Origin of the sequence: Mesorhizobium norvegicum, from assembly GCF_004919685.1 — a bacterium.
Taxonomy (GTDB): Bacteria; Pseudomonadota; Alphaproteobacteria; order Rhizobiales; family Rhizobiaceae; genus Mesorhizobium; species Mesorhizobium norvegicum.
In genome coordinates this window covers 49,713-72,594 of sequence record NZ_SMYZ01000088.1, presented here as the reverse complement: position 1 = coordinate 72,594, position 22,882 = coordinate 49,713, and the positions used below count along the sequence as shown (strand labels likewise).

Here is a 22,882-nt window from a genome sequence, read left to right as displayed (position 1 = left end):
TCAGCTATGAATGGTCGAAAGCCGAATATCCTCATACTCATGGCCGATCAGCTGGGGGCCGCAGCACTTCCTGTCTATGGTCACGGTCTCGTCAAGACTCCCAATCTCGACCGTATTGCCAAGCGCGGCGCGGTCTTTGACAATTTCTACTCCAGCTTTCCGCTATGCGCGCCGGCGCGGCTGGCGCTGATGACCGGGCGGCTGTGCTCCAGCATCCAGGCTTGGGACAACGCGGCGCAAATCCCCTCCGACATCCCGACCTTTGCGCACTATCTGCGCGTGCTTGGCTATCGAACGTGCCTGTCAGGCAAGATGCACTTCATCGGCCCCGACCAGTTGCACGGCTTCGAGGAGCGGACCACCACCGACATCTGCCCGGCCGATTTCAACTGGACGGCCGACTGGGACGATCCATGGCGCACCATGGACTGGTTCCACGACATGAAGAATGTCAGCAATGCCGGCGTCGCCGAGCGAGCCCTGCAGCAAGACTACGACGAGGAGGTTGCCCACAATGCGCGGCGCTGGCTCTTCGACCAGGCGCGCGACGCTGACGACCGGCCGTTCCTGCTGGTCGCCTCGTTTACCCACCCGCACGATCCCTACGTAACGCCGAAGCGCTTCTGGGATCTCTATGATCATGACGCGATCGATATGCCGCGCGTGCCGTTCATCGCGCCGGAGCAGCGTGATCCGCACTCCCGGCGGCTGTGGGAGCAATATGACCGAGGCGAGTTCGGCGTAGAAGACGAGCATGTGCGCAACGCCCGCCATGCCTACTACGGAAGCGTCTCCTATGTCGACGAACGCGTCGGCGAGGTGCTGGATGGCCTGGAGCGATCGAAGCTCGCCGACAACACGATCGTCATCTTCCTGGCCGACCACGGCGATATGTTGGGCGAGCGCGGGCTCTGGTACAAGATGAGCTTCTACGATTGGTCATCGCGCGTTCCGTTGATCATGGCTGGCCCCGGGATTCCCGAAGGCAAACGCATCAACGCCAACGCGGCGTTGATCGACATCCTTCCGACGCTGGTGGAAATCGCCGGCGGCGCCAATTGGGATGGCTATCCCGATATCCCAGATGGCCACAGCCTGTTGCCGCTGCTTGAGAACGACAGCAACGACCGTGTCGCGGTCAGCGAACTGATGTCGGAGGGCGTGGCAGCACCCTACGTGATGCTGCGCAAGGGTCGCTTCAAACTGACCTATGTCGAACATGACCCGCCACAGCTGTTCGACATGGCTGCCGATCCCGACGAACTGCACGATCTTGCCGATAGCCTCGGGCACAGCCACGTACTGGCCGACATGCTTAGCGAGGTCGAGCGGCGTTGGGACATGGACAAGCTGAAGGGCGAAATCCTGGTGAGCCAAAGGAGGAGACGGCTGGTTTACAAGGCGCTGAGCACAGGCAAGATTACCCCTTGGGACTATCAGCCATGGCAGGATTCCAGCCTGCAATATTATCGCGGCCACAAGTCATACCATGACGCCGAAGCTCGTGATCTGATCAAGCCGTGAGGTCCGCCAATCCTGGCCGCTGCGGCGCCATTGTTTGCACCGCGCGACACCGTTCGGCTCATTCTTCGCAGGCTCTTGCCTGTCGAAGTTGAGGGCCAACCACGAAAATTCGGGAGCCATATGTTTGCCGCCTAATGTGCATCATCGTTTTTCCTAATGCGAGGAAATTTGGGATGGATTGGCTGGATGTTCCGCTAACCTGATGGTCAGACTGAACGAAATCAGCGCAACTCGATTGGGGAACATCATGAAACGCTATCTTCTCGAAACGGCCCTCGGCGTCCTGCTGCTGGCACCTGTGTCCTCGGCACTGGCCGCGGACGTCACGATGCCAGATCCGAATTATGCCACCGCGACGGCGGTCATGAACCTCATCAAGAATGCCGCCGAACAGGAGCTGGGCCTGGAGGTTTCGACGGTGACCACCACCGCCGTTCCGGTGATCTGGGAAGCGATGGATCGCAACAAGGGCGAGGTCGACATCTGGCCCGATGTCTGGCTGCCGAACCAGCAGGGCCTCGTCGACAAATACGTCAAAGACGCCGGCACGGTAAAACTCGCGCAGAACGGCTACGAGGCCAAACAAGGCTACTGCGTGACCCAGGTCACCGTCGACAAATACGGCATCAAGGACGTCTCCGATCTCGCCAACCCCGACAATGCCAAGCTGTTCGACACCAATGGTGACGGCAAGGGCGAAATCTGGATCGGCGCATCGGGCTGGCAGTCGACCAACATCGAGAAGGTCCGCGCCCGCGATTACGGCTTTGCCGATTTCTTCGACCTGCAGGTGACTGACGAAGCGGTGGCGGCGGCTTCGCTCGACCGCGCCGCGAAGGCCGACAAGCCATGGGTCGGCTATTGCTATAGCCCGCACCAGAATTTCGCCCGCTACAAGCTCGCCTTCCTGACCGAGCCGAAAAACGATCCGGCAAAATTTGTCGTCGTGCAACCGGCCGACGATCCACAATGGTTCGAAAAGTCGAAAGTCTCTTCGGCTTATGCTGACACCACGGTGCACGTCGCCTATGCTGCCTCGCTCGCGCAGCGCCAGCCGGACCTGACCGCCGCGCTGGAGCGCATCAGCCTCAACCCGGACGATATCAGCAAATGGGCGTATGCAATCATCGTCGACAAGAAGCCGGCCGACGATGTGGCCAAGGAGTGGATCAAGGCCCATCCCGCGGATGTGGCGAAGTGGTTCGGCCACTGATCGTCGCGCGGGCCATGACTGGCGGGCGGGAGCGATAGACGTGGACGTCGCCGCCGGTCCCGCCGCCATCGTCATGAAGGATGTCTGGAAAGTCTTCGGCGCCCGCGCGCCGGAGGCGATGACAGCCATCCTGAGCGAGCAACTTGACAAGGACAAAGTGGTCAAGCGCTTCGGCTGCGTGGTGGGAGTGGCCAACGTCAGCATCTCGGTCGCCCCAGGTGAAATCTTCTGTGTGATGGGACTGTCGGGCAGCGGAAAATCGACGCTGATCCGCCACATCAACCGTCTTCTCGAGCCGTCGGCCGGCAAGATTTTCGTCGACGGCGAAGACATCCTGGCCAAAACACCGGCCGAATTACGAGCCCTGCGATCCCGCAAGATCGGAATGGTGTTCCAAAGCTTCGGTCTGCTTCCGCACCGGACCGTTCGCGACAACGTTGCTCTGCCCCTGGAAATACAGGCGGCAGACAAGCAGCGTCGCTTCGACGCTGCCGAGGCAGCGCTTGCCAAGGTCAATCTTTCGGGGTGGGGCGATCGCTATTGCCACGAGCTTTCGGGCGGCATGCAACAGCGCGTCGGATTGGCCCGCGCATTGGCTGCGGACTCGGCGATCCTGTTGATGGATGAGCCATTCTCAGCGCTTGATCCGCTGATAAGGCGTCAGCTTCAGGACGAATTCCTGGCCCTCTCGCGATCGATGGGCAAGACCGTCGTTTTCATCACCCATGATCTCGACGAGGCGATCCGGATCGGCGACCGCATCGCCATCATGAAGGATGGCGTCATCATCCAGATCGACACGCCCGAGGAGATCGTCACCGCTCCAAAACACGAATACGTGGCAAAATTCGTCGCCGACATTTCCCGCCTGACGGTCATCACGGCGCGCCGTGTCATGGAGTCTGTCGAGAGTTTCAAAGCTAGGGATCGCTCAGTGCTGGATGTCGACCAATTGCGGAAGGTCACATCGCAGCAGCCGCTGGCCGAACTCGTCGAACTGGCGGCGCAAGATGCCGCTCCGCTCGCCGTAACGGACAGCAGTGGGGTTGTCGTCGGCATCGTCGACAGGCAGGCCCTTCTTGAGGGCTTGAGAAAGGGCAAATGATCATGAACGCTCATGATCCGACTCCCAAGCCGATTGTCGTGCACGATCGATCGTCGGAAGAAGGCCTTGTCCGCGAATTCGCGGTCCAGAATCCGGCCTACTACATCGACGTGTTCGCTCGCATAAGGCGTGCATCCAATTCTGTCTGGCCATTCAACGTGACGGCGGCTCTGCTTGGGCCGGTCTGGGCTGCAGCCCGCGGCACCATGGTGCTCTTCTGGATCGCCTTTTTCCTTGAAATGCTGGCGGTGGTTCAGATCGGCGTCGGCGTTGCCGGCAATCTTGGCACGGTGGAGCAGGCACGGGCTGAGCGGCTCTCCAAGCAGGCCGATGCCCGCGCCGAGCAGGCCAAGACCGCGGAAGCGGCAGGAGCGGACAATGCCGCAGGTCTGAAATCCTCTGCGGCGGCTTTGCAGAAGGCCGCGGCCGCCGCTCTGTCGCAGGCCCAGGTAGCCAAGGAAAAAGCGCCGCTGCTTACGGGATTGGGACTAGGCACGCTGCTTCTTGCCAAACTGATCACGGGGCTTCTCGCGAACCGCATGCTCGAGCGGCGGTTTGCCCGCTGGCGATCAACCCCGACGCTGCGACATGGGCTCGATTACCCGCTGGCGCTATGCGCTGCGGCCTTCTGTATCCTGGCTTATGGGTTCTCAGCCTATCGCTTCGCCGCTGCGGCACCCGCTGCCTGGCTCACCGTCGCGCCGGCGAACCGCGACTGGCAGGCGGCCCTGTCCTCCGGGCTGGATCGGCTGATGGAGGAGATTTCGCGTGTCGGCGAAGGGTTTTTTGGCGCGATCACCGGCGCGATATCCCTGGTGCTCGACGGCCTCGCCTATGCGCTGGCGGGAATGCCCTGGCCGGTGACGATGGCGATCATTCTCATCCTCGCATGGCAATTGGCAGGTCCGCGCGTCACCATCTTCACGGCTGCCGCGCTTTCCTATCTTGCCGTGCTCGGCTTCTGGGAAAAGAGCCTCGAAACGGTGGCTTTACTGGGCACCGCGGCGATTCTCTGCCTGGCGATCGGCATCCCCCTCGGGATCTGGTGCGGACGCAGGCCGCGGGTGTACACAGCGCTACGGCCGGTGCTGGATTTCATGCAGACCATGCCCGCCTTCGTCTATCTCATCCCGGTGATTGCTCTGTTCGGCATCGGCAAGCCGCCCGGGGTCATCGCAACGCTGATCTTCGGCACACCGCCCGTGGTGCGTTTGACGGCGCTCGGCCTGCAAGGCGTGCCGCCGGCCATACGCGAAGCAGCACAAGCCTATGGCGCCACGAGATGGTTCCTGCTGACGCGGGTGGACCTGCCACTTGCGATGCCTTCGATCATGGCAGGGATCAATCAGACCATTCTGATGTGCCTTTCAATGGTGGTCATTGCCTCGCTGATCGGGGCCAAGGGACTCGGTGAGGATGTCTTGAATGCCCTTCAATATGCCGCGGTGGGGCAGGGGCTTCTGGCGGGCTTCGCAATTCTGCTTTGCGCCATGATCATCGATCGGATCGTGCAGGGAAAATCCAAGTAGCGCCTTCTTCGGTTGGCGGCGGCTCTCGCAGTTGCTCCTTAAGAGGAAACGCGCACATGGTACCCGTTCCACAGGATCCTGCGTTGGTTGCTGTTCTGGCTGTCCTGTGGGAAAAATAGCAATATATATCAGTTACTTGTGCGTCAATTTTAGAGCGATGTGGCCGTGAATTGGGGTCTGCAGGATGTGACTGCTCGTGATTGTCCCCGCTTGGGCATGAACACATTGACTCAGTGATCTGACGTCCCGATCAACCACGGATTCCGAACGATCGTCACTCTCGCCAGCACTGCTTGGAACCCAATAACTGCTTGTCTGAACGCTTCTCTGGCAGAGACTGCTTTTCAGGCTGCTGATGGGGACTGCACAACTGATGAGCTATTGGGAGACCAGGCGCATGATCGTGTCGATGTTGAACTGAAGTCTAGTATCGAGGGCCTCTCGCGCCATGAGATCGCGTTCAAATATGATTGAACCGGTGAAACGGTTGGTGAGGTAATAGTAGCCGATGGCCGCTATCGTGATGTTCAATTGGACTGGATCGATGCCCTTCCTGAATACGCCCTGGTTCGCCCCGCGTTCCAGAATGGTGTCAACCATGGCCACCAGCCGCCGGCTGAGTACCTGAACGACCTTCGACTTCTTAAGGTGGCGCGCCTTGTGCAGGTTCTCGCTGTTGACCATCGTCAGGAACTCGGGATTGTCGAGATAATATTTCCACGTGAAGCGTACCAGCCGTTCCAGCGCTTCCTTCGGTTCGAGATGATCGAGTTGCAGTTTTTGTTCCGCAGTCCGGATATCGACATAGGCTTCCTCGAGAACGCGCTGGAAGAGGTTCTCTTTGCTTTCGAAGTAGTGGTAGATCATGCGCTTATTGGCTTTCGCACGCTCGGCGATGTCGTCGACACGCGCGCCGCCTAGTCCCTTGCGGGCGAATTCCTTCTTGGCGGCGTCGAGGATACGTCGCTGGGTCGCCTCGGCGTCGCGCACGCGGGGCTTGCGTGGCACCACTTCGGCCTTGTCGGGATCCACTGTTGTCAAAGCAACTGCCTCACTTATATAAATCCTGTTGTCGCAGAGTTAGCTTATAGAACCGTGAAAGTCTCTCGATCCTAGGATTTGATTGTCTTGCGGTTGAGAAAGGCCGAAACCCGCTGCTTGCGTTCCGGCGTATCGAGGATAAGTGCGGCGAGCAGCCTTTCCATCCTAAGCGACTGGCGCATCGGATGTTCGGCGGCCTCGCGGATCACTTCGCGTGCAAAGCGCACCGCCGGCGCGCTGCGCTCAGCGACTCTTTTGCCGATCGAGATGGCGCTCTCGACGACCTGGTCGGCTGGGCAGCTTCGCGCAGCGATGCCAAGCGCGTTCGCTTCCATCCCTGACAGTGACCGGCCCGTCAATATCAAGTCCGAGGCGATCGCTCGTCCCGCCATCTGGATGAGACGTTGGGTTCCACCCTGTCCGGCGATAACGCCGATGCCGGTTTCCGGCAGCGCCAGATTTGCGTCTTCGGCGCACACCAGGATGTCGCAGGAGAGCGCGAGTTCGAAACCACCACCCACTGCATGGCCGCGGACGGCGGCGATCGTCGGCTTGCGGGCTTCGGCGAAGCGGTCGAATTGTTCAAGCCAATCAGCCAGGACGGCGTCAATCCCGGTCATCTGGCTGACCTCCTCCAAATCCGCACCAACTGAAAAGTGAGTTTCTGTTCCGGCAAGCACGAGGGCGTGGATCGACGCATCTTGCTCGGCCTCAATCAACTCGTTGACAAGATCGGCGGCGAGTTCGCGCGACAGCGGATTGCCGCGACGCGGCTTGCCGGTCATCGTCAAAATCCTGACTGGTCCCTCGGTCTTGATATCCAGATGCTCTCGCCGCAATCGTCTCTCCTCACATGAAAAGCTATCCGGGTTGGACCAATGTATAGAAGTAACTGTACGGTTACAAGCCGACTGGTTTGGACGAGAATTCGATCCAGCCGCAGCTAACAATGTCGCCCGCCGCCGAGCGCACTCGGCCACGGCCCGACAGCCCTTGATGGTCGCTCAGGCCGCATAGGAGACGCTTCAGGACGCGTCGGCTCTGCCCCTCGGAGAACCCTTCCCAGTTTCCGCTTGCGCGCTAATAATGGCTGCGCTATAAAGTAACTGGTTAGTGCGAAAAATGAGATCGGGAGGATTGAATGTCAAAGTTTGACTGGCAGAAATCAGGTGTGAGTAGGCGCGCTCTGCTGAAAGGCGCTGCCGGACTAGGCGCCGCTGGCGCGCTGGGTTTGCCGTTCGCACGGCAGGCTCGCGCAGAGGAGACGACGTGGACGCTGGCCAATTCCATGCGCTCGCTAGCCAATCCCTATCACGCGGCCTTCGCCAAGGGCGGCGAGGAGTTCGCCAAGTCGATTGGTGCCAAGTATGAGCAACTCGTCACCGAAGGAAATTCGCAGAAGGGCATGTCGGACATTCGCGCGCTGTTGCAGCGTACAGGCGGCAAACTGATCTTGAATGTCGACCCCAACGATTCGCCCGACGCGCGCGTCATCGTCGAGGAGGTCCAGAAGGCCGGCGGCTATGTCGTGACCCAATGGAACAAGCCCGACGATCTGCATCCCTGGGATCATAATCCCAGCTATGTCGCGCATATGTCGTTCGACGGCGTTCCAGCGGCCAAGACCATCGCCGAAGCGCTGTTCAAGTCGTTCGGCGGCGAGGGCGGTATCGTTGCCATTGGCGGCATCTTGTCAAACGTGCCGGCCATAGAACGCAAACTCGGTCTCGACCAGGCGATCGAAGCTTCGGGCGGCAAGGTCAAGCTGCTCGACTTTCAGCCGGCGGATTGGAACGAGCAGAAGGCGTTCGAGATCATGCAGGCGTGGATCACGCGCTTCGGCGACGAGATTAAGGGAGTGTTCGCCGCCAATGACGGCATGGGCGTGGGTGCGCTCGAGGCGTTGCGGCAGAACGGCCTTGCAGGCAAGGTTCAGGTCGTCGGCCTGGACGGAATCGAGGCGGCGGTCGCGGCGGTCGAGGCCGGGGAATTCGCGGGAACAGTCGCATGGGACCCGATGTGGACCGGCGGCATGGGCTTGGCGATCCCCTATGCGGTAGCGACCGGCAAGATCGACATTGCCAAAGAACCTAAGGAGCACCGGGAGTTTTACGGGACCGCCATCATTGTTACCAAGGATACGGTCGCCGGCTACCGCGCCAATCCAGGCAAGGTCGACTTCAACGATCTCTGGGGTAAGGCTACCGGCCAGATCCAGTATCGTAGCTAAAGCTTGGTCTCAAGCCTCCCGGAAAAGCCCGGCTGGATCACCGTTCGCCACGTCTTGAACAGTCCGGCGGCGGCTTCCTGAATGCGGAACTAAGCATTTCGCTTCGAAAAAGTACTTCGGCCCCCGGTGTCATACCGGGGCCCGGCATTTTTTGGGAGGTTTCTACGTGGCGTTGGCCGTTCGGACAAGCAAGGCAGGATTTGCGAAGTGGCGCGCGTGGGCGCCGCTCGCAGTGCTTGCAGGCCTATGTATCCTGGTCAGCCTCTTCAACAGCAACTTCCTCACGGTCTCCAATTCGCTGCGACTGCTGAATACGGCGGCGATCCCGCTGGTACTGTCGATGGGCGCGACGTTCATCATCCTGATGGGGAGCATTGATCTGTCCGTCGAGGGCGTGATCGCTGTCACAGCCGTCACGGTCAGCCTCCTCGTCGCAAACGACCTGACCGGGTACGACTATGGTCTGTGGGCGGTGCCGGTCGCAATCATAGCCGGCGGCCTGCTCGGCCTGCTCAATGGCGTCCTCCACGTGCGCCTCAAAACGCCCTCCTTCATGACCACGCTCGGCGTCGGGTTTGCCGGCGTTGGCATAGCCACCGCCATGCTTGGCGGACAGACGGTGCGCATTTCCGACCAGACTTTCCGCGCCTTGTCGCTCGGCCGGGTCGGCGGTGTGCCGATGGCCATCTGGATCGCTTTGTCCGCGGTTATCGTCGCTTACATAATCCAGGAGCGTACCCGCATTGGCCGCTGGGTCTATGCCATTGGAACCGACGAGACCACCGCCAGGCAGGCCGGAATTCCGATAGAGCGTACACGCATCCTGATATTTTCCCTCGCGGGCCTTTTCTATGGCCTTGGCGGTGTGCTCTCAGCAGCGCAGTTCGGGCAAGGCCACGCGCTGATCAGTCAGGGTCGTCTGTTCACAACCGTCACGGCTGTGGTCGTGGGCGGTACGTCGCTCTCCGGCGGCGTTGGTTCCGTGCTCAATTCGGTCGTCGGCGTGCTCATCGTCGTGGTGCTCGCCAACGGCATGGTGCTGATGGGGGTTGAACCGTACATCCAGCAGGGCGTGCAGGGCCTTCTGATCATCGTGGCGGTAGCTCTCTCTCTCGACCGCTCGCGCCTTGATGTGGTGAAGTGATGCTTCCTGCGCTCGAAATGAAAGGCATCAGCAAGTCCTTTCCGGGCGTGAAGGCGCTTGATAGCGTTTCCTTCAGCGCCGCCACGGGCGAGGTGGTCGGCCTGATTGGCGAAAACGGCGCCGGCAAGTCGACGCTTCTGAAAATCCTTAACGGGGTCTACAAGCCGGACGCCGGCAGTATCGCCATCGACGGACGCAACGTCGAAATTCGCTCCGCGCGAGATGCCTTCAACAAGGGCATCGCAATGGTGTTCCAGGAACAGTCGGTGATTTCGAGCCTGACTATCGCGGAAAACATCTTCCTTGGCCGCGAGGAAGAGTTCCTTCGTTTCGGACTGATTTCCAAGGCGCGTATGAACGAGGCTGCGGCCCAGGAACTGGAGAAGGTCCGGCTTAAGATCCATCCTGGCACGCTTGCGGCCGACTTGAGTTTCAGCGACCGCCAGATGGTCGAAATCGCCAAGGCGCTGTCACTCGACACCCGTATCAAGCGTGATGTCACAATTCTTCTGGACGAGCCCACATCGGTGCTCGAGAAGAAGGAAGTGGCGATGCTTTTCGACATCGTGCGCGAGCTCAAGCAACGCGCGTCGATTGTGTTCATCTCACATCGTCTCGACGAGGTCCTGGAGATCTGCGACCGCATCTACGTCATGCGCGATGGTCGCGTCGTGCATGAGAGCCCCGCTGCCAACGCGGATGTCCATACCCTGCACCAGCAGATGGTCGGGCGTCAGCTTCAGCACGAATATTACCGTGAGGAGAAGCAGGCGCAGCCTTCGGCCACCATAGCACTGAAGGTTGACAAGCTTAGCAAAGCGGGGATTTTCCAAGACGTGAGCTTCGACCTGCACCAAGGCGAAGTTCTGGGCATAGCCGGTGTCATCGGCTCCGGCCGCGAGGCGCTGGCGCGCTGTCTTGCTGGATACGAAAAGGTTGATGGCGGCACGCTCCACATGGGCGGCAAAGCGGTCCGGCTCGCAACGGCGCATGATGCCGTAGGCCGTGGCATCGGCTTTGTTCCCAGTGAGCGGAAGGTGGAAGGTCTGATCACGCCTTTCACTGTTGCCGAAAATATGACGCTCGCCTGCCTATCGAAGTTCACCTCCGGCGGCATCATCAGCGGCGCGAAGGAGAGCGCGATTGCCAAGGATTGGATAGCCAAGCTAGGCATCAAGACACCTTCGACGAAAACGATGGTCGTCAGCCTTTCGGGCGGCAATCAGCAGAAGGTTGTCCTGGCGAAATGGCGGATCGCGGGCGTCAAAATCCTCATCCTCGACCATCCGACACGAGGCATCGACGTTGGCGCCAAGGAGGACGTGTATTCGCTGGTGCGTGAGATGACCGCCCAGGGCCTCGCGGTCATTCTGCTCGGCGACACGCTGGACGAGGTGATCGGGCTGTCGAGCCGGATCCTGGTGATGAAGGATGGCGTGGTCAACGCTTCGTTCAACGCACCCGCCGGCGGCAAGCCGGCCCAACTCGAAATCATCCAGCATATGATGTGAGATGCAGGGTCCCATGGAACACATCCGCACTATGCTCCCGCCCGCCGTTCTGGTCGCCATGGTCCTCATCGTCGGGCTTTACGACACAACCTTCTTTTCGCTGTCGAATTTTGAAACGGTAATTTCGGACACGATGAGCCTTTTCCTCATGGCCACGGGACTCACCCTCGTCATCATGATGGGGGGCATAGACCTTTCGGTGCAGGCTGTCGCCTCGATGGCCAGCTGCATCCTTGCCGTGTATCTGCCGGAACTCGGCTTCCTCGCCATTCCGCTGGCGGTGCTTGGGGGCACAATTGCAGGGTTGCTAAGCGGCTTCGTCTCGATAGCATTGCGGATCCCGTCATTCATCGCGACCCTTGCGGCGGGCGGCCTTGTCACCAGCGCGGCCTATTGGTTCTCCGACACGCGCTCAGTAGACATCGCCGAAGACCTGACTGGCCGATATCTGAATTGGGCGGTTGGCACCACCCTCGGGATATCGAACGACATCTGGGTCGGCGCCATCTTCCTGATAATCCTCGGCGTCCTGCTAGGCGCGACGCCTTTCGGTCGGTATGTGCGCGCAATCGGCGCACAGGAGCGCGCGGTGATTGCCTCCGGCATCAACGTCAACAGGGTCAAGATCGCCACCTTCATGTTGTCCGGAACAATGGCGGCCGTCGCGGGCGTCATGATGGCGGCACGCCTCGGTTCAGGCTCGCCGACCCTCGCCAACGAGTTCCTTCTACCGGCCATCGCCGCGGTAATCGTCGGCGGTACCGCGATCACGGGGGGCGTCGGCTCCATTTGGCGCACCCTGGTCGGCGCGCTGATCATCCAGGTTGTGCGGATCGGCATGACCTTCATGGGTGTGTCGGTGTTCACCCAGCAGATCATCTTCGGATTCATCCTCGTGGCCGCTGTCGCCGTCACGATGGACAGGAAGAAAATCCTTGTCATCAAGTGAGCCAGAGGCGCCCCGTCGGGCAGTCGGTTCGCCAATATAGAGGAGCACACATATGGACAACAGGAGCCCGCTTCATGCATTGCCCGCCAACCCTCGGGATTTCGGTTTCTTCGTGGATGGCCGTTGGGTCGACGCAGGATCGCGAGAGACCACTATCCGTCGCAGCCCGGCTCACGACGTTCCCGTAACGCGCATCACGCGATGCACCAGAGACGATCTCGACCATGCAGTCACGGTCGCGCGAAAGGCTTTCGCAGACCGCCGCTGGTCAGGCCTTGCGGGCGTTGATCGGGCCGCTGTGCTGCTGAGGGCGGCCGCGGGCATTCGCGCACGGCTCGAAGAGCTGGCATTGTTGGAAACGCTCGAGACTGGCAAGCCGATCTCCCAATCTCGCGGCGAGGTTGAAGGTGCCGCCAGCATTTACGAATACGCGGCTGGTGCCGCGCGCGCCTTGCATGGCGACACGTTCAACAATCTCGGTGACAAGACGCTAGGCCTCGTAACTCGCGAGCCTATCGGCGTCGTAGGGCTGATCACGCCATGGAACTTCCCCTTCTTTATCCTTGCCGAGCGAGTTCCCTTCATTCTGGCGGCCGGCTGCACGATCGTCGCCAAGCCGAGCGAGGTGACGTCGGCGACGACTCTGCTTATGGCGGAAATCCTCACCAATGCCGGCCTGCCGGATGGCGTGTTCAACGTCGTAACTGGCAGCGGCAGCGACATCGGCCAAGCGATGACCGAACATGCCGGCATCGATATGGTGTCCTTCACCGGCTCGACTGAAGTCGGGCGACGAGCGCTTCTGGCTTCGGCCGGCAACTTCAAAAGGCTGGGGCTGGAGCTTGGCGGGAAGAACCCGCAAATCGTCTTTGCAGATGCCGATCTCGACGACGCGGCGGATGGTGTGGTGTTCGGCACGTGCTTCAACGCTGGCCAATGCTGCGTCGGGGGCAGCCGCCTGGTGGTCGAACGGTCGATCGCGGTAGACTTCGAAAAGCTTCTGGCTGAAAAGTTTTCCCGCATCCGGGTTGGCGATCCGCTCGATCCGCAAACCCAGGTCGGCGCAATCATCACCAGCGCGCAGAACGAATCCATCCTGAGCCACATCGCAGGCGGCCGAAGCGAAGGCGCACGGCTTGTCTGCGGCGGTGAAGCACTCAACAATGGCTTGGCCGGCCGCTTCATCCAGCCGACACTGTTTGCCGATGTCGGACGCGACATGGCGATTGCCCGTGACGAAATATTCGGACCGGTTTTGACAATCCTGCCTTTCGAGACTTTCGAGGAGGCGGTGGAGATTGCCAACGATACGATTTACGGATTGGCGGCCAGCATCTGGACCAAGGACCTCGACAAGGCCCTGCAAGCGATGCGGCTTGTGCAGGCCGGTCGTGTCTGGATCAACACCACAATCTCCGGCGGGCCCGAGCTTCCTATTGGTGGCTTCAAGCAATCTGGAACCGGACGAGAAACTGGCATCTATGGCGTCGAGGAATACACCGAGGTGAAGGCCGTTCACATTACCCTCGGCAAACGTGATCACTGGGTCTCGTAATGGCTGTAGACGCGTTCGACTACATAGTCGTCGGTGGCGGATCGGCGGGCTGTGTGCTGGCCGCGCGCCTGAGTGATGATCCATCCGTGCGCGTGCTGCTGTTGGAAGCGGGCGGCAAGGACACGCATCCTTACATCCACATGCCCGTCGGTTTCGCCAAGATGACCGCCGGCCCATTGACCTGGGGGCTGAAGACTGCGCCGCAGAAGCACGCCAACAACCGCGAGATTCTGTATGCGCAGGGCCGCGTGCTTGGCGGTGGGAGCTCGATCAACGCTGAGGTTTTTACACGCGGACATGCCGCAGACTACGATCGCTGGGCCAATGACGAAGGGTGTCCCGGCTGGTCTTCGGCTGAAGTGAAGCCCTATTTCCTGCGCGCCGAGGCCAATGAAACCTTCGCTGGCGAGCATCATGGCACAGAGGGCCCGCTTGGCGTCTCGAACCTTCAGACGCCCCAGGCGATCACCCGCGCGTTCGTGCAGTCCTGTCAGCAATTCGGCATCCCGTACAATCCGGATTTCAACGGACCGGTGCAAGAGGGTGCAGGCACCTACCAGATGACGATCCGCAATGCGCGCCGCTGTTCGGCCGCCGTAGCCTATCTGAGGCCAATTATCGGCCGGAAGAATTTGACTGTGCAGACGGACTGCCTGACCAGCCGGATTCTGATTTCAGGCAACCGCGCAAAGGGCGTCGAATATCGCCAGAATGGGCAAGTGCGGACGGCAAGAGCCGGAGAAATCCTGGTGACGGCCGGCGCCATAGGATCGCCAAAGATCATGATGCTGTCAGGCATTGGACCTGCGACGCATCTGAAGGCGAACGGCATAGAGGTGGTGCATGATTTGCCGGGCGTCGGTCAAAACCTGAACGACCATTTCGGCGTCGACATCGTCTACGAACTCAAGGGCCCAACCAGCCTCAACAAATACGACAAACTGCATTGGATGCTCTGGGCTGGTCTTCAGTACACGCTCTTCAAAACCGGACCCGTGACCTCCAATGTGGTGGAAGGTGGCGCATTCTGGTACTCGAAAAGATCGGCGCCTATCCCCGATCTGCAATTTCATTTCCTGGCGGGCGCGGGAGTCGAGGCGGGCGTGCCGGCGATCCCTTCCGGGTCCGGCTGCACTTTGAATTCCTATGTGTTACGCCCAAAAAGCCGCGGATCGGTGATGCTTCGCAGCGCCAATCCGGATGACGCAGCGATCGTTGACCCGAACTTCATCGCGGATCCCGATGATTTGAGAACTGCGGGTGAGGGCGTCAGGATCAGTCGGGAGATCATGAACCAGCCCGCGCTGGCAAAATACATCAAGCGCGAGCATTTTCCGGGCCAAGAGGCAAAGACCCAGGCAGATTTCGAAGCCTATGCACGAGCATTTGGGCGAACGTCCTACCACCCAACCGGTACATGCAAGATGGGCTCGGACGACATGGCTGTGGTTGATCCGCAACTTCGGGTACGCGGGCTCGAGGGCATTCGCATCTGCGATTCCTCGATCATGCCGAGCCTTGTCGGCTCCAACACCAATGCTGCCACAATCATGATCGGAGAAAAGGCTAGCGATCTGATCCGGGGTAATCGCTAGCGGAAGAAACTCCGTCCATCTCCGTTTTGGAGCGGGAGTCTGTCTCGATCACTTCAATCCCAGTCCGGCGCCCATGGGACCGAAGCCTTGCCGATGATGCGATAGTTGGTAGCGGTCATCGCGTCGATGCGGGCCATGTCGACACTCGACAGAGTGAAATTCATTATGTCGAAGTTAGCCTGGATGTTGGCTGGCTTGGTCGACATGGTGTTGATCGAAACGCCCTTCTGCAGGATCCAGCGAAGGACGATTTGTGCCGGCAGCTTGCCATAGTTTTCAGCAAGTTCCGTGAAAAGCGGATAGCTGAAGACTTTGCCGCGCGCCACGGAGCAGAAAGAGGAGAGGGGGATCCCCGTTTCCACCGCCGCAGCCAGCAGCTTGTCCTGATTGAGAAGCGGGTGGAACTCGACCTGGTTGGTCGCTAGAGGCGTGTCGACGGCGCGAGCCGCGTCGCGCATCATCTGGGCAGTGTGATTAGAAATCCCTATGTGCCGCGCAAGGCCGCTGCTTCGGGCTTTCTCCAGCAATTTGACCGGCCCGGTGACTGCGCCGCCATTGGGCGGCCAGTGCAGGAGCAGGACATCGACATAGTCCAGCCGCAAATCCTGAAGGCTTTTCTCAACGGAGGACAGGAAACGATCTTCCCCGAAATTTTCGGGATGAACTTTCGTTGTGATGCAGAGTTGATCCCTGGGGACGCCAGTCTGGGCAAGCCCTTCGCCGACATCCGCCTCGTTGCGATACATTTGGGCGGTATCGAAGGAGCGATAGCCAACATCGACCGCAGCCTTTATGGCGTCGGCGAGCTCGGCGCCCTTAAGAGGGAAGGTGCCGAATGAGCGCTGATAGGTCTTCTGGAAGTAGATGCTCAAAGGGCAACCTCCTCATTCAAGCGCGTCGCGAGCTGTTGCGCTTTTTGCACCATCTGGTTATTTACTATCTGCATCCTGAACCATTTTCAAGCGCGGTGTCGAGCAATTGCCTCGAAGTCTGAAAAATCAAAGTTTTATTTTGAGTTCTGGGTGGCGGAATTTTTCTCGAAAAGCTTGATCAAAAATGCCCAATCCCTTAAGGGTAATAACCATCTAGTTATTTAATTATGTGATTTTGGTGATAGCCTGTGGGAGGTGATGATGTCGAAGATCAAGAGCGCGGCTGAGGCTGCGGCGCTGATCCCAAATGGGGCAATCGTCGCGGTGAATTCCTCTAGCGGCCTGTGCTGTCCTGATGCCGTTCTCGCTGCCATCGGCGAGCGGTTCCGTAACGAGCGTGCGCCGCGCGATCTAACCATGATCCATCCTATCGCCGCCGGAGACATGTTCGGCACCAAAGGCATCGACCACCTCGCCCAGACCGGGCTGATTTCGACGATAATCGGCGGGTCCTATCCTTCCGGACCATCCTCAGCCGAGCCGCCCTTGATCTGGCAAATGCTTGGGAGGAACGAGATCGCCGCCTACAATGTGCCGAGCGGCGTCATATTCGACATTCTGCGTGAAGCCGCCGGCATGCGGCCGGGCGTGCTGACGAAGGTTGGCCTTGAAACGTTTGTCGACCCCGATCTCGACGGCTGCGCGATGAACGATGCCGCGAGGCGGAAACCCATTGTCAAGAAGATCCAATTCGAGGGCGACGAGTGGCTCTTCTTCCCGGCGATCAAGCCGACCGTCGCCATCATTCGCGCCAGCACTGCCGACGAGCGAGGCAATCTGACGTTTGAGCATGAAGGGGCCTATCTCGGGGCCATGGAACTGGCGCTCGCGGCCCGCAATTGTGGGGGCATCGTCATTGCCCAGGCCAAGCGCATTGCACAGTCCGGAACGTTGCGTCCTCACGATGTGCGGGTGCCTAGCATCCTCGTCGACTGCATTGTAGAGGCGCCAGATCAGCTTCAGACGACGGCGACTGTCTACGATGCGGCGATATCGGGGGAACTGTTCCGGCCGCTGGACACGTTCAGCATTCCCGATTTTGATGTTGCGAAAGTCATTGCCCGTCGTGTTGCCATGGAGCTGCAATCTGGTTGGGCCGTCAATATCGGCTTCGGCATTTCGGCCAATGTTCCTCGTATCTTCCTCGAGGAAGGACGTCACGGCGATGTCACATGGGTGATCGAACAGGGTGCGGTTGGTGGCATACCGCTGCTCGACTTCAAGTTTGGGTGCTCTTCTAACGCCGAAGCCTTCGTTGCCTCTCCGCACCAATTCACCTATTTCCAGGCAGCCGGATTCGACGCTTCGCTTCTGTCCTTCCTGCAGATCGACCGGCATGGATCCGTGAATGTATCGAAGCTCTCGGTGCGGCCGCACGTGACGGCCGGCGCCGGTGGGTTTGTTGATATTACCTCACGCGCTCGCAAGATCGTCTTTTCCGGCTATTTCAACGCTGGAGCGAAATTCTCGATCGCCGATGGCAAGCTCGTCATCGACAAGGAGGGCAAGATCGCGAAGGTCGTCGAAGCGGTCGAGCATGTATCCTTTTCGGGCAAGCGTGGCGTAGCGCAGGGCCAGGACGTCACCTACGTCACAGAGCGCTGCGTTATGAAACTTTCGCCCGAGGGTCTCGTCGTCACCGAAGTCGCGCCGGGGATCCACATTCGAGACGACATCCTTGCGCGGGCAGAGTTTCCCCTGACGATTGCTCCCGACGTCAAATCGATGGCGGAAGCGCTTTTCAGGCCGGAGAAGTTCGGGTTGAAGCTGGAGCAGGCCTAGTCGTTCGGCCTGCTGCCTATGCCCGCAACATCATGAGTTCGTTGGTGCCGGACTGAACCGTTTCGCCGTTTTGGTTCGTCACTTCGAATTGCAACCTCGCAATTCCGCGCCCAGGTTTGGCGGTCGGCCGCTTGTCGAGCACTGCAATGACAGCATGGATCGTGTCGCCGGCGAAGACAGGCTTGTCGAATGACCAAGTCCAGCCGAGCGAAGCAACGGCCTCAAGTCGTGACCCAGACTGGTTCTTCAGCCCGTCTGCTAACGAAAGAACCAGGAGGCCGTGCGCAACGCGCCGCGGAAAGCCTAGTTTTTGCGCCGCCGCGTCAGACATGTGGAGACCGAAGAAATCACCCGAGAGTTCAGCAAAGCGGTCGATGTGGCTTACTCCGACGACAAGTTCGGGCGTGGCGAACCAATCGCCCGGCACCAGATCGTCATAGGAATAGGAGCGGTTTTCCAATCTGCGTTTGCGTTCCATAGCACCGACTCCTGGTGTCATGCCGGGGTTGGCGCATCCTCGCGCAGCAGGCCTCTTTTCTTCAGGTCGGCCCAAAACTCCACAGGGATGGGGTGGGTGAACCAATCGAGGTTCTTGCGGAGCTGCTCCACCGTACGCGTTCCGGCAATAAAGGACGGGATTGCCGGATGCGCTACCACGAACTGCATGGCTGCAGCCGGCAGAGGCACATTATGGTCCCTGCAGACGGCCTCTATGCCGGCGACGCGCTTCATGATCTCGGCGGGCGCCGGAGAGTAATTGTACTTCGCGCCCTCGATTGCACCTGTCGCCAGAATGCCAGAGTTGAACCCGCCGCCGACAACGACGGCTGCGTTGCGCTCCTGGCAAAGCGGCAGGAAGACATCGAGCGCTTCTTGTTCGAGCAGCGTGTAGCGGCCAGCCAGGAGGAAACAGTCAAAGTCGCGCTGCTTCAGAGCTTCATGGCAGACCTGCCATTCATTGACGCCGACGCCGATCGCCTTGACCACGCCTTCGTCGCGCAGTTTTGCAAGCGCCTTCCAGCAGCCATCCATCGCCGTCTTGAAGACTTCAGGCTGATCCGCGCCGCGCGTGAAGACATCGATGTCGTGGATGAAGCAGATGTCCATGCGCTCGAGCGCCAGCCTTTGCAGGCTATCCTCGAAAGCTCTCATCGTGCCGTCGTAGCTGTAGTCGAAAGTCACTTCGTTCGCAGCGGCATTTACCCATGGTGCAAAATTGATCTCGGAGCGCTTCTTCGGTTTCAGGACGCGCCCGACCTTGGAAGACAGCACGAACTGGTCACGGTCTTTCCATCGAAGCGAATGACCCGTCCGCAACTCGGAAAGTCCATTGCCATAGTACGGCGCGGTGTCGAAATAGCGCACGCCGGCGTTCCAGGCGTGCTGGATCATGCCGTCCGACGTCATTTCATCGATTTCGCTGAAGATGTTGCCGATCGGCGCTGTGCCGAACGCAAATGCGGTCACGTCGATATCGATGCGCCCGAATTTTCTTGTCTCGCCCGCTTGCATCCATTCCTCCAGTTGGTAACGATCTGGTTAGTTATTTTATCGAAGGCGGTCCAAATGGCAATAGCGATAGGCCAGGGGCAGGGTCTCCGATAGCCGTTGACGATAGCTTGACGAGGGACGTACCTGGTGTTAGTTAGTAACTAAATAGTTACATAAACGCTGGATAGGTGATGCGATGTATCTGAGCGCAACGCACGAGCAGGTGCGAGACATGGCGAGGCAGTTCGCCGAGGATGTGATCCGCCCGCAAGCTGAGGCGCTCGATCGGGAGGAACGATTTCCCGCCGAACTGTACCTGCAGATGGGAGAGCTTGGACTTTTCGGAATCGGCGTGCCGGAAGAGGAGGGCGGACCCGGTTTCGATACGCTTGCCTACGCCCTTGTCATGGAGGAGCTTTCCAAGGGTTATGCATCGGTGGCCGATCAGTGCGGCTTGGTCGAACTGGTGAGCTCGCTCCTTGTGCGCCATGGCACCGCGTCGCAGAAGGCACAATGGCTAAAGCCGCTTCTGAGTGCAGAGAAAAAAGGCGCCTATTGCATCACCGAGCCTGAAGCCGGAACAGACGTGTCCGGGATCCGAACCACTGCGGATCGCGATGGCTCGGGCTGGCGACTGAATGGCGGCAAGATCTGGATTCACAACGCGCCGGTGGCAGATGTCGGATTCGTGCTTGCTCGCACCAACAAGGCCGCTGGCCACAAGGGCATGAGCATTTTCATTGTTGATCTGACGTCCAAGGGGGTGGAGCGTGGCCCCAAGGAACACAAGATGGGGCAGCGAGCCAGTCAGGTCGGTGCGCTCAATTTCACCGATGTGGCGCTGCCATCCGAGGCTCTTCTTGGCGAGGAGGGGCGGGGCTTCCACATGATGATGAGTGTTCTGGACAAAGGGCGCGTCGGAATAGCCGCGCTTGCAGTCGGACTTGGCCAGGCCGGTCTGGAAGCTGCGCTTGAGTACGCCCAGCAACGCAAGCAGTTCGGTTCGAAGATCAGCGAATTCCAGGGTGTACAATGGCTTCTGGCAGATATGGCTAAGGACATCGAAGCGGCCCGCCTCCTGGTCCACAGCGCCGCCGTCAAGATGGATCGCGGAGAGAATGCAACCAAAGCATGTTCCATGGCCAAGTGCTTCGCCAGCGATATGGCGGTAGCGCGCACCGCCGACGCGGTACAGGTTTTCGGGGGCAGCGGCTATATACGCGGCTTCGAGGTTGAACGCCTTTATCGTGACGCCAAGATTACGCAGATATACGAAGGCACAAACCAGATTCAGCGCATGATCATCGCGCGGGAACTGGTCAAGCACGGCGCGCGCGCATGAGCTCCGTTCGCCAAGCTGCTTTTATCACGGGCTCCAGTCGCGGCATCGGTCTGGCGACGGCGGTGGAACTCGCGCGCAATGGCTTCGACATCGCTCTGAATGGACCGATCGAGGATGCTGAGCTTGCAGCAGCAGAAAAAGCAGTGGCCGCCGAAGGCGCCAAAACCGTCAGAGTGCCGGGCGACGTCAGTGTGACCGCTTCTCACGCAGCGATGCTGCAGCAAGCCGAAGCCGCTATCGGACCGCTGTCGACACTGGTCAACAATGCCGGCGTGTCAGTGCTGAACCGCGGTGACCTCCTGGATGTGTCGGAAGACAGCTACGACCGCTGCATGGCGGTCAATGCGAAGGCGCAGTTCTTCATGTCGCAGGCTTTTGCGCGATTGCTTGTAAGTCGAACCCGGGATGACGGCCGCTTTTACAGTCTCATTAACGTATCTTCCTCCAACGCCGTTGCTGTAGCCGTGCAGCGCGGTGAATATTGCGCGTCGAAGGCCGCTGCGGCGATGATCGCCAAGGTGTTCGCAGTGCGTCTCGGCGGCGAGGGGATCGCTGTCTACGATATCCAGCCCGGCGTGATCGAGACCGACATGACCCGGGTAGTGCGGGATATGTATCAAAAACGGATCTCCGAACAAGGCCTAACGCTTTTTCCGCGGCTCGGCGACCCGTCCGAAATCGGTTGCATTATCGCAACGCTTGCAACAGGTGGTCTGCCCTATACGACCGGGCATGTGATCTCCGCTGATGCCGGCATGCTGGTGTCGCGTTTCTGAGGTCAAAATGAATATCCAGCTTCCCGACGATCGAGGCGTCCTTGCCCAGTACTCACTGATTGGAAGACCCATTGAAGCAACGCCGCTTGGCAAGGATTCTTGTCGCGTGGTGCTTTCAGCTGCGCACGTTGTGGCCAATTGTTTCACGGACCAGGATCCCTCCGGTCCGGCGGTTGTTGACTGGGAGGCCACCATGGCCTTCCGCCGTCATCTCGCAAGTCTCGGCCTTGGGATTGCGGAAGCCATGGATACTGCGCAACGCGGCATGGGCCTCGACTGGCCAGTCGCACTCGAATTGATACGCCGGACAAAGTCCGAACTTCCCGATGCGCTTGTATTTAACGGTGCAGGAACCGACCATCTCGAAGCCGACGGAGCGCGTTCGCTTGAAGATGTTCGTCGTGCCTACTTCGAGCAGGTCGAGGCGATCCAGACGATCGGCGGCCGGATTATTCTGATGGCGAGCCGGGCGCTTGCGAAGGTCGCAGCAAGGCCGACAGATTATGAAGCGGTTTATCGCGATGTGCTGGCGCAGTGCGAGGGCAAGGTCATCCTACATTGGTTGGGCGACATGTTTGATCCCGCGCTTGCCGGCTATTGGGGCGCGGACAAATTCGACGACGCACTGGAGACCTGCCTTGCCGTAATCGGCGAAAACCGGGACAAAGTCGACGGTATCAAGATCTCGCTGCTCGACAAGGACAAGGAGATCGCGATGCGGCGGCGGCTGCCGGCCGGCGTCAAAATGTATACGGGCGACGACTTCAATTATCCCGAACTCATTGAAGGTGACGATAGCGGCCACTCCCATGCACTGCTCGGCATATTCGATCCGTTGGCGCCCGCCGCCGCTTACGCCATATCGAGGCTTGGGGCCGGCGACGTAGCCGCCTTCCGACGGACCCTCGATCCAACAGTTCCGCTCGCCCGTCTGATCTTCCGCGCTCCGACCCGCTTCTACAAGACGGGTGTGGTATTCTTGGCCTGGTTGAACGGTTTCCAGGACCATTTCGTAATGCTGAATGGTGCGCAGGCGATGCGGCCACTTCCCTATTTCGTCGATATTTTCAAGCTCGCCGACGCAAATGGCCTCTTGCGCAATCCTGATCTGGCGGTAGCGCGTATGCGCAAACTGCTTGCGGTGTATGGCGTCTGAGGGGGCA

General features: G+C 59.6%; 19 protein-coding genes. 14 read left to right on the top strand and 5 right to left on the bottom strand.

Features of this window, described 5'->3' with window-relative positions:
• Positions 1-6: 6 nt before the first annotated feature.
• From betC to FCU66_RS33080, 4 genes are all read left to right on the top strand, one after another.
• Positions 7-1,524, top strand: a complete 1,518-nt coding sequence (gene betC, locus FCU66_RS33095; RefSeq protein WP_136625468.1) for a choline-sulfatase — start codon at positions 7-9, stop codon at positions 1,522-1,524.
• A gap of 247 nt (positions 1,525-1,771) precedes the next feature.
• Positions 1,772-2,737 carry an ABC transporter substrate-binding protein gene (locus tag FCU66_RS33090; RefSeq protein WP_168991909.1) on the top strand — a complete coding sequence of 322 codons (966 nt, stop codon included), beginning with the start codon at positions 1,772-1,774 and terminating at the stop codon, positions 2,735-2,737.
• Positions 2,738-2,777: 40 nt separating this feature from the next.
• Positions 2,778-3,842 (top strand): quaternary amine ABC transporter ATP-binding protein, encoded by a 1,065-nt coding sequence (locus FCU66_RS33085; protein WP_342778236.1) that lies wholly within the window; start codon positions 2,778-2,780, stop codon positions 3,840-3,842.
• A 2-nt stretch (positions 3,843-3,844) separates the two neighbouring features.
• On the top strand, positions 3,845-5,371 hold the full coding sequence (locus FCU66_RS33080; RefSeq protein WP_136618651.1) for an ABC transporter permease: 1,527 nt from the start codon (positions 3,845-3,847) through the stop codon (positions 5,369-5,371).
• 378 nt (positions 5,372-5,749) lie between these two features.
• Here FCU66_RS33080 and FCU66_RS33075 read toward each other — a convergent pair whose 3' ends face one another.
• Positions 5,750-6,403 (bottom strand): TetR/AcrR family transcriptional regulator, encoded by a 654-nt coding sequence (locus FCU66_RS33075; protein WP_136618650.1) that lies wholly within the window; start codon positions 6,401-6,403, stop codon positions 5,750-5,752.
• 80 nt (positions 6,404-6,483) lie between these two features.
• Positions 6,484-7,197 (bottom strand): enoyl-CoA hydratase/isomerase family protein, encoded by a 714-nt coding sequence (locus FCU66_RS33070; RefSeq protein WP_136618649.1) that lies wholly within the window; start codon positions 7,195-7,197, stop codon positions 6,484-6,486.
• A gap of 356 nt (positions 7,198-7,553) precedes the next feature.
• Here FCU66_RS33070 and FCU66_RS33065 point away from each other — a divergent pair, with 356 nt between their 5' ends.
• The 6 genes from FCU66_RS33065 (at position 7,554) to FCU66_RS33040 (ending at position 15,396) form a co-directional block, all read left to right on the top strand.
• Positions 7,554-8,642 (top strand): sugar ABC transporter substrate-binding protein, encoded by a 1,089-nt coding sequence (locus tag FCU66_RS33065; protein ID WP_136618648.1) that lies wholly within the window; start codon positions 7,554-7,556, stop codon positions 8,640-8,642.
• 166 nt (positions 8,643-8,808) lie between these two features.
• A complete protein-coding gene (locus tag FCU66_RS33060) occupies positions 8,809-9,786 on the top strand; it encodes an ABC transporter permease (protein ID WP_136618647.1) in 978 nt (325 codons plus the stop codon).
• Entirely contained in the window at positions 9,786-11,297 is a 1,512-nt protein-coding gene (locus FCU66_RS33055; RefSeq protein ID WP_136618646.1) for a sugar ABC transporter ATP-binding protein, read from the top strand. Before FCU66_RS33060 ends, FCU66_RS33055 begins: the two co-directional genes overlap by 1 nt.
• Before the next feature lie 31 nt (positions 11,298-11,328).
• Positions 11,329-12,246, top strand: a complete 918-nt coding sequence (locus tag FCU66_RS33050; protein ID WP_246094141.1) for an ABC transporter permease — start codon at positions 11,329-11,331, stop codon at positions 12,244-12,246.
• A 52-nt stretch (positions 12,247-12,298) separates the two neighbouring features.
• Positions 12,299-13,801 carry an aldehyde dehydrogenase family protein gene (locus tag FCU66_RS33045; RefSeq protein WP_136618644.1) on the top strand — a complete coding sequence of 501 codons (1,503 nt, stop codon included), beginning with the start codon at positions 12,299-12,301 and terminating at the stop codon, positions 13,799-13,801.
• The gene (locus FCU66_RS33040; RefSeq protein ID WP_136618643.1) at positions 13,801-15,396 is read left to right on the top strand and encodes a GMC family oxidoreductase; all 1,596 of its coding nucleotides are present in this window, start codon (positions 13,801-13,803) and stop codon (positions 15,394-15,396) included. The genes FCU66_RS33045 and FCU66_RS33040 overlap by 1 nt, the downstream gene beginning before the upstream one ends.
• A 53-nt stretch (positions 15,397-15,449) precedes the next feature.
• Here the strand turns inward: FCU66_RS33040 and FCU66_RS33035 are convergent, their stop codons facing one another.
• Positions 15,450-16,268, bottom strand: coding sequence for an aldo/keto reductase (locus tag FCU66_RS33035; RefSeq protein WP_136618642.1), 819 nt, complete (start codon positions 16,266-16,268; stop codon positions 15,450-15,452).
• A gap of 261 nt (positions 16,269-16,529) precedes the next feature.
• Here FCU66_RS33035 and FCU66_RS33030 point away from each other — a divergent pair, with 261 nt between their 5' ends.
• Positions 16,530-18,110, top strand: a complete 1,581-nt coding sequence (locus FCU66_RS33030) for an acyl CoA:acetate/3-ketoacid CoA transferase (RefSeq protein WP_136618641.1) — start codon at positions 16,530-16,532, stop codon at positions 18,108-18,110.
• A 16-nt stretch (positions 18,111-18,126) separates the two neighbouring features.
• Here the strand turns inward: FCU66_RS33030 and FCU66_RS33025 are convergent, their stop codons facing one another.
• Both FCU66_RS33025 and FCU66_RS33020 read right to left on the bottom strand, forming a co-directional pair.
• Complete coding sequence (locus tag FCU66_RS33025; protein ID WP_136618640.1) at positions 18,127-18,588, bottom strand: MaoC family dehydratase; 462 nt, start codon at positions 18,586-18,588, stop codon at positions 18,127-18,129.
• Between the two features lie 17 nt (positions 18,589-18,605).
• Positions 18,606-19,622: an aldo/keto reductase gene (locus FCU66_RS33020; protein WP_136618639.1), complete on the bottom strand. Its 1,017-nt coding sequence runs from the start codon at positions 19,620-19,622 to the stop codon at positions 18,606-18,608.
• A gap of 175 nt (positions 19,623-19,797) precedes the next feature.
• Here FCU66_RS33020 and FCU66_RS33015 point away from each other — a divergent pair, with 175 nt between their 5' ends.
• From FCU66_RS33015 to FCU66_RS33005, 3 genes are read left to right on the top strand one after another with little or no spacing between them, the layout of a single operon-like run.
• Complete coding sequence (locus FCU66_RS33015; protein ID WP_136618638.1) at positions 19,798-20,943, top strand: acyl-CoA dehydrogenase family protein; 1,146 nt, start codon at positions 19,798-19,800, stop codon at positions 20,941-20,943.
• Entirely contained in the window at positions 20,940-21,719 is a 780-nt protein-coding gene (locus FCU66_RS33010; protein ID WP_136618637.1) for a 3-ketoacyl-ACP reductase, read from the top strand. Before FCU66_RS33015 ends, FCU66_RS33010 begins: the two co-directional genes overlap by 4 nt.
• Before the next feature lie 7 nt (positions 21,720-21,726).
• Positions 21,727-22,875: a dihydrodipicolinate synthase family protein gene (locus tag FCU66_RS33005; protein WP_136618636.1), complete on the top strand. Its 1,149-nt coding sequence runs from the start codon at positions 21,727-21,729 to the stop codon at positions 22,873-22,875.
• The last annotated feature ends 7 nt before the right edge of the window (positions 22,876-22,882 follow it).

Coding starts and splice junctions, on each gene's coding strand:
- betC (WP_136625468.1), top strand. CDS start 7: ATGAATGGTCGAAAGCCGAATATCCTCATACTCATGGCCGATCAGCTG.
- FCU66_RS33090 (WP_168991909.1), top strand. CDS start 1,772: ATGAAACGCTATCTTCTCGAAACGGCCCTCGGCGTCCTGCTGCTGGCA.
- FCU66_RS33080 (WP_136618651.1), top strand. CDS start 3,845: ATGAACGCTCATGATCCGACTCCCAAGCCGATTGTCGTGCACGATCGA.
- FCU66_RS33070 (WP_136618649.1), bottom strand. CDS start 7,197: ATGACCGGCAAGCCGCGTCGCGGCAATCCGCTGTCGCGCGAACTCGCC.
- FCU66_RS33065 (WP_136618648.1), top strand. CDS start 7,554: ATGTCAAAGTTTGACTGGCAGAAATCAGGTGTGAGTAGGCGCGCTCTG.
- FCU66_RS33055 (WP_136618646.1), top strand. CDS start 9,786: ATGCTTCCTGCGCTCGAAATGAAAGGCATCAGCAAGTCCTTTCCGGGC.
- FCU66_RS33050 (WP_246094141.1), top strand. CDS start 11,329: ATGCTCCCGCCCGCCGTTCTGGTCGCCATGGTCCTCATCGTCGGGCTT.
- FCU66_RS33045 (WP_136618644.1), top strand. CDS start 12,299: ATGGACAACAGGAGCCCGCTTCATGCATTGCCCGCCAACCCTCGGGAT.
- FCU66_RS33040 (WP_136618643.1), top strand. CDS start 13,801: ATGGCTGTAGACGCGTTCGACTACATAGTCGTCGGTGGCGGATCGGCG.
- FCU66_RS33030 (WP_136618641.1), top strand. CDS start 16,530: ATGTCGAAGATCAAGAGCGCGGCTGAGGCTGCGGCGCTGATCCCAAAT.
- FCU66_RS33025 (WP_136618640.1), bottom strand. CDS start 18,588: ATGGAACGCAAACGCAGATTGGAAAACCGCTCCTATTCCTATGACGAT.
- FCU66_RS33020 (WP_136618639.1), bottom strand. CDS start 19,622: ATGCAAGCGGGCGAGACAAGAAAATTCGGGCGCATCGATATCGACGTG.
- FCU66_RS33015 (WP_136618638.1), top strand. CDS start 19,798: ATGTATCTGAGCGCAACGCACGAGCAGGTGCGAGACATGGCGAGGCAG.
- FCU66_RS33010 (WP_136618637.1), top strand. CDS start 20,940: ATGAGCTCCGTTCGCCAAGCTGCTTTTATCACGGGCTCCAGTCGCGGC.
- FCU66_RS33005 (WP_136618636.1), top strand. CDS start 21,727: ATGAATATCCAGCTTCCCGACGATCGAGGCGTCCTTGCCCAGTACTCA.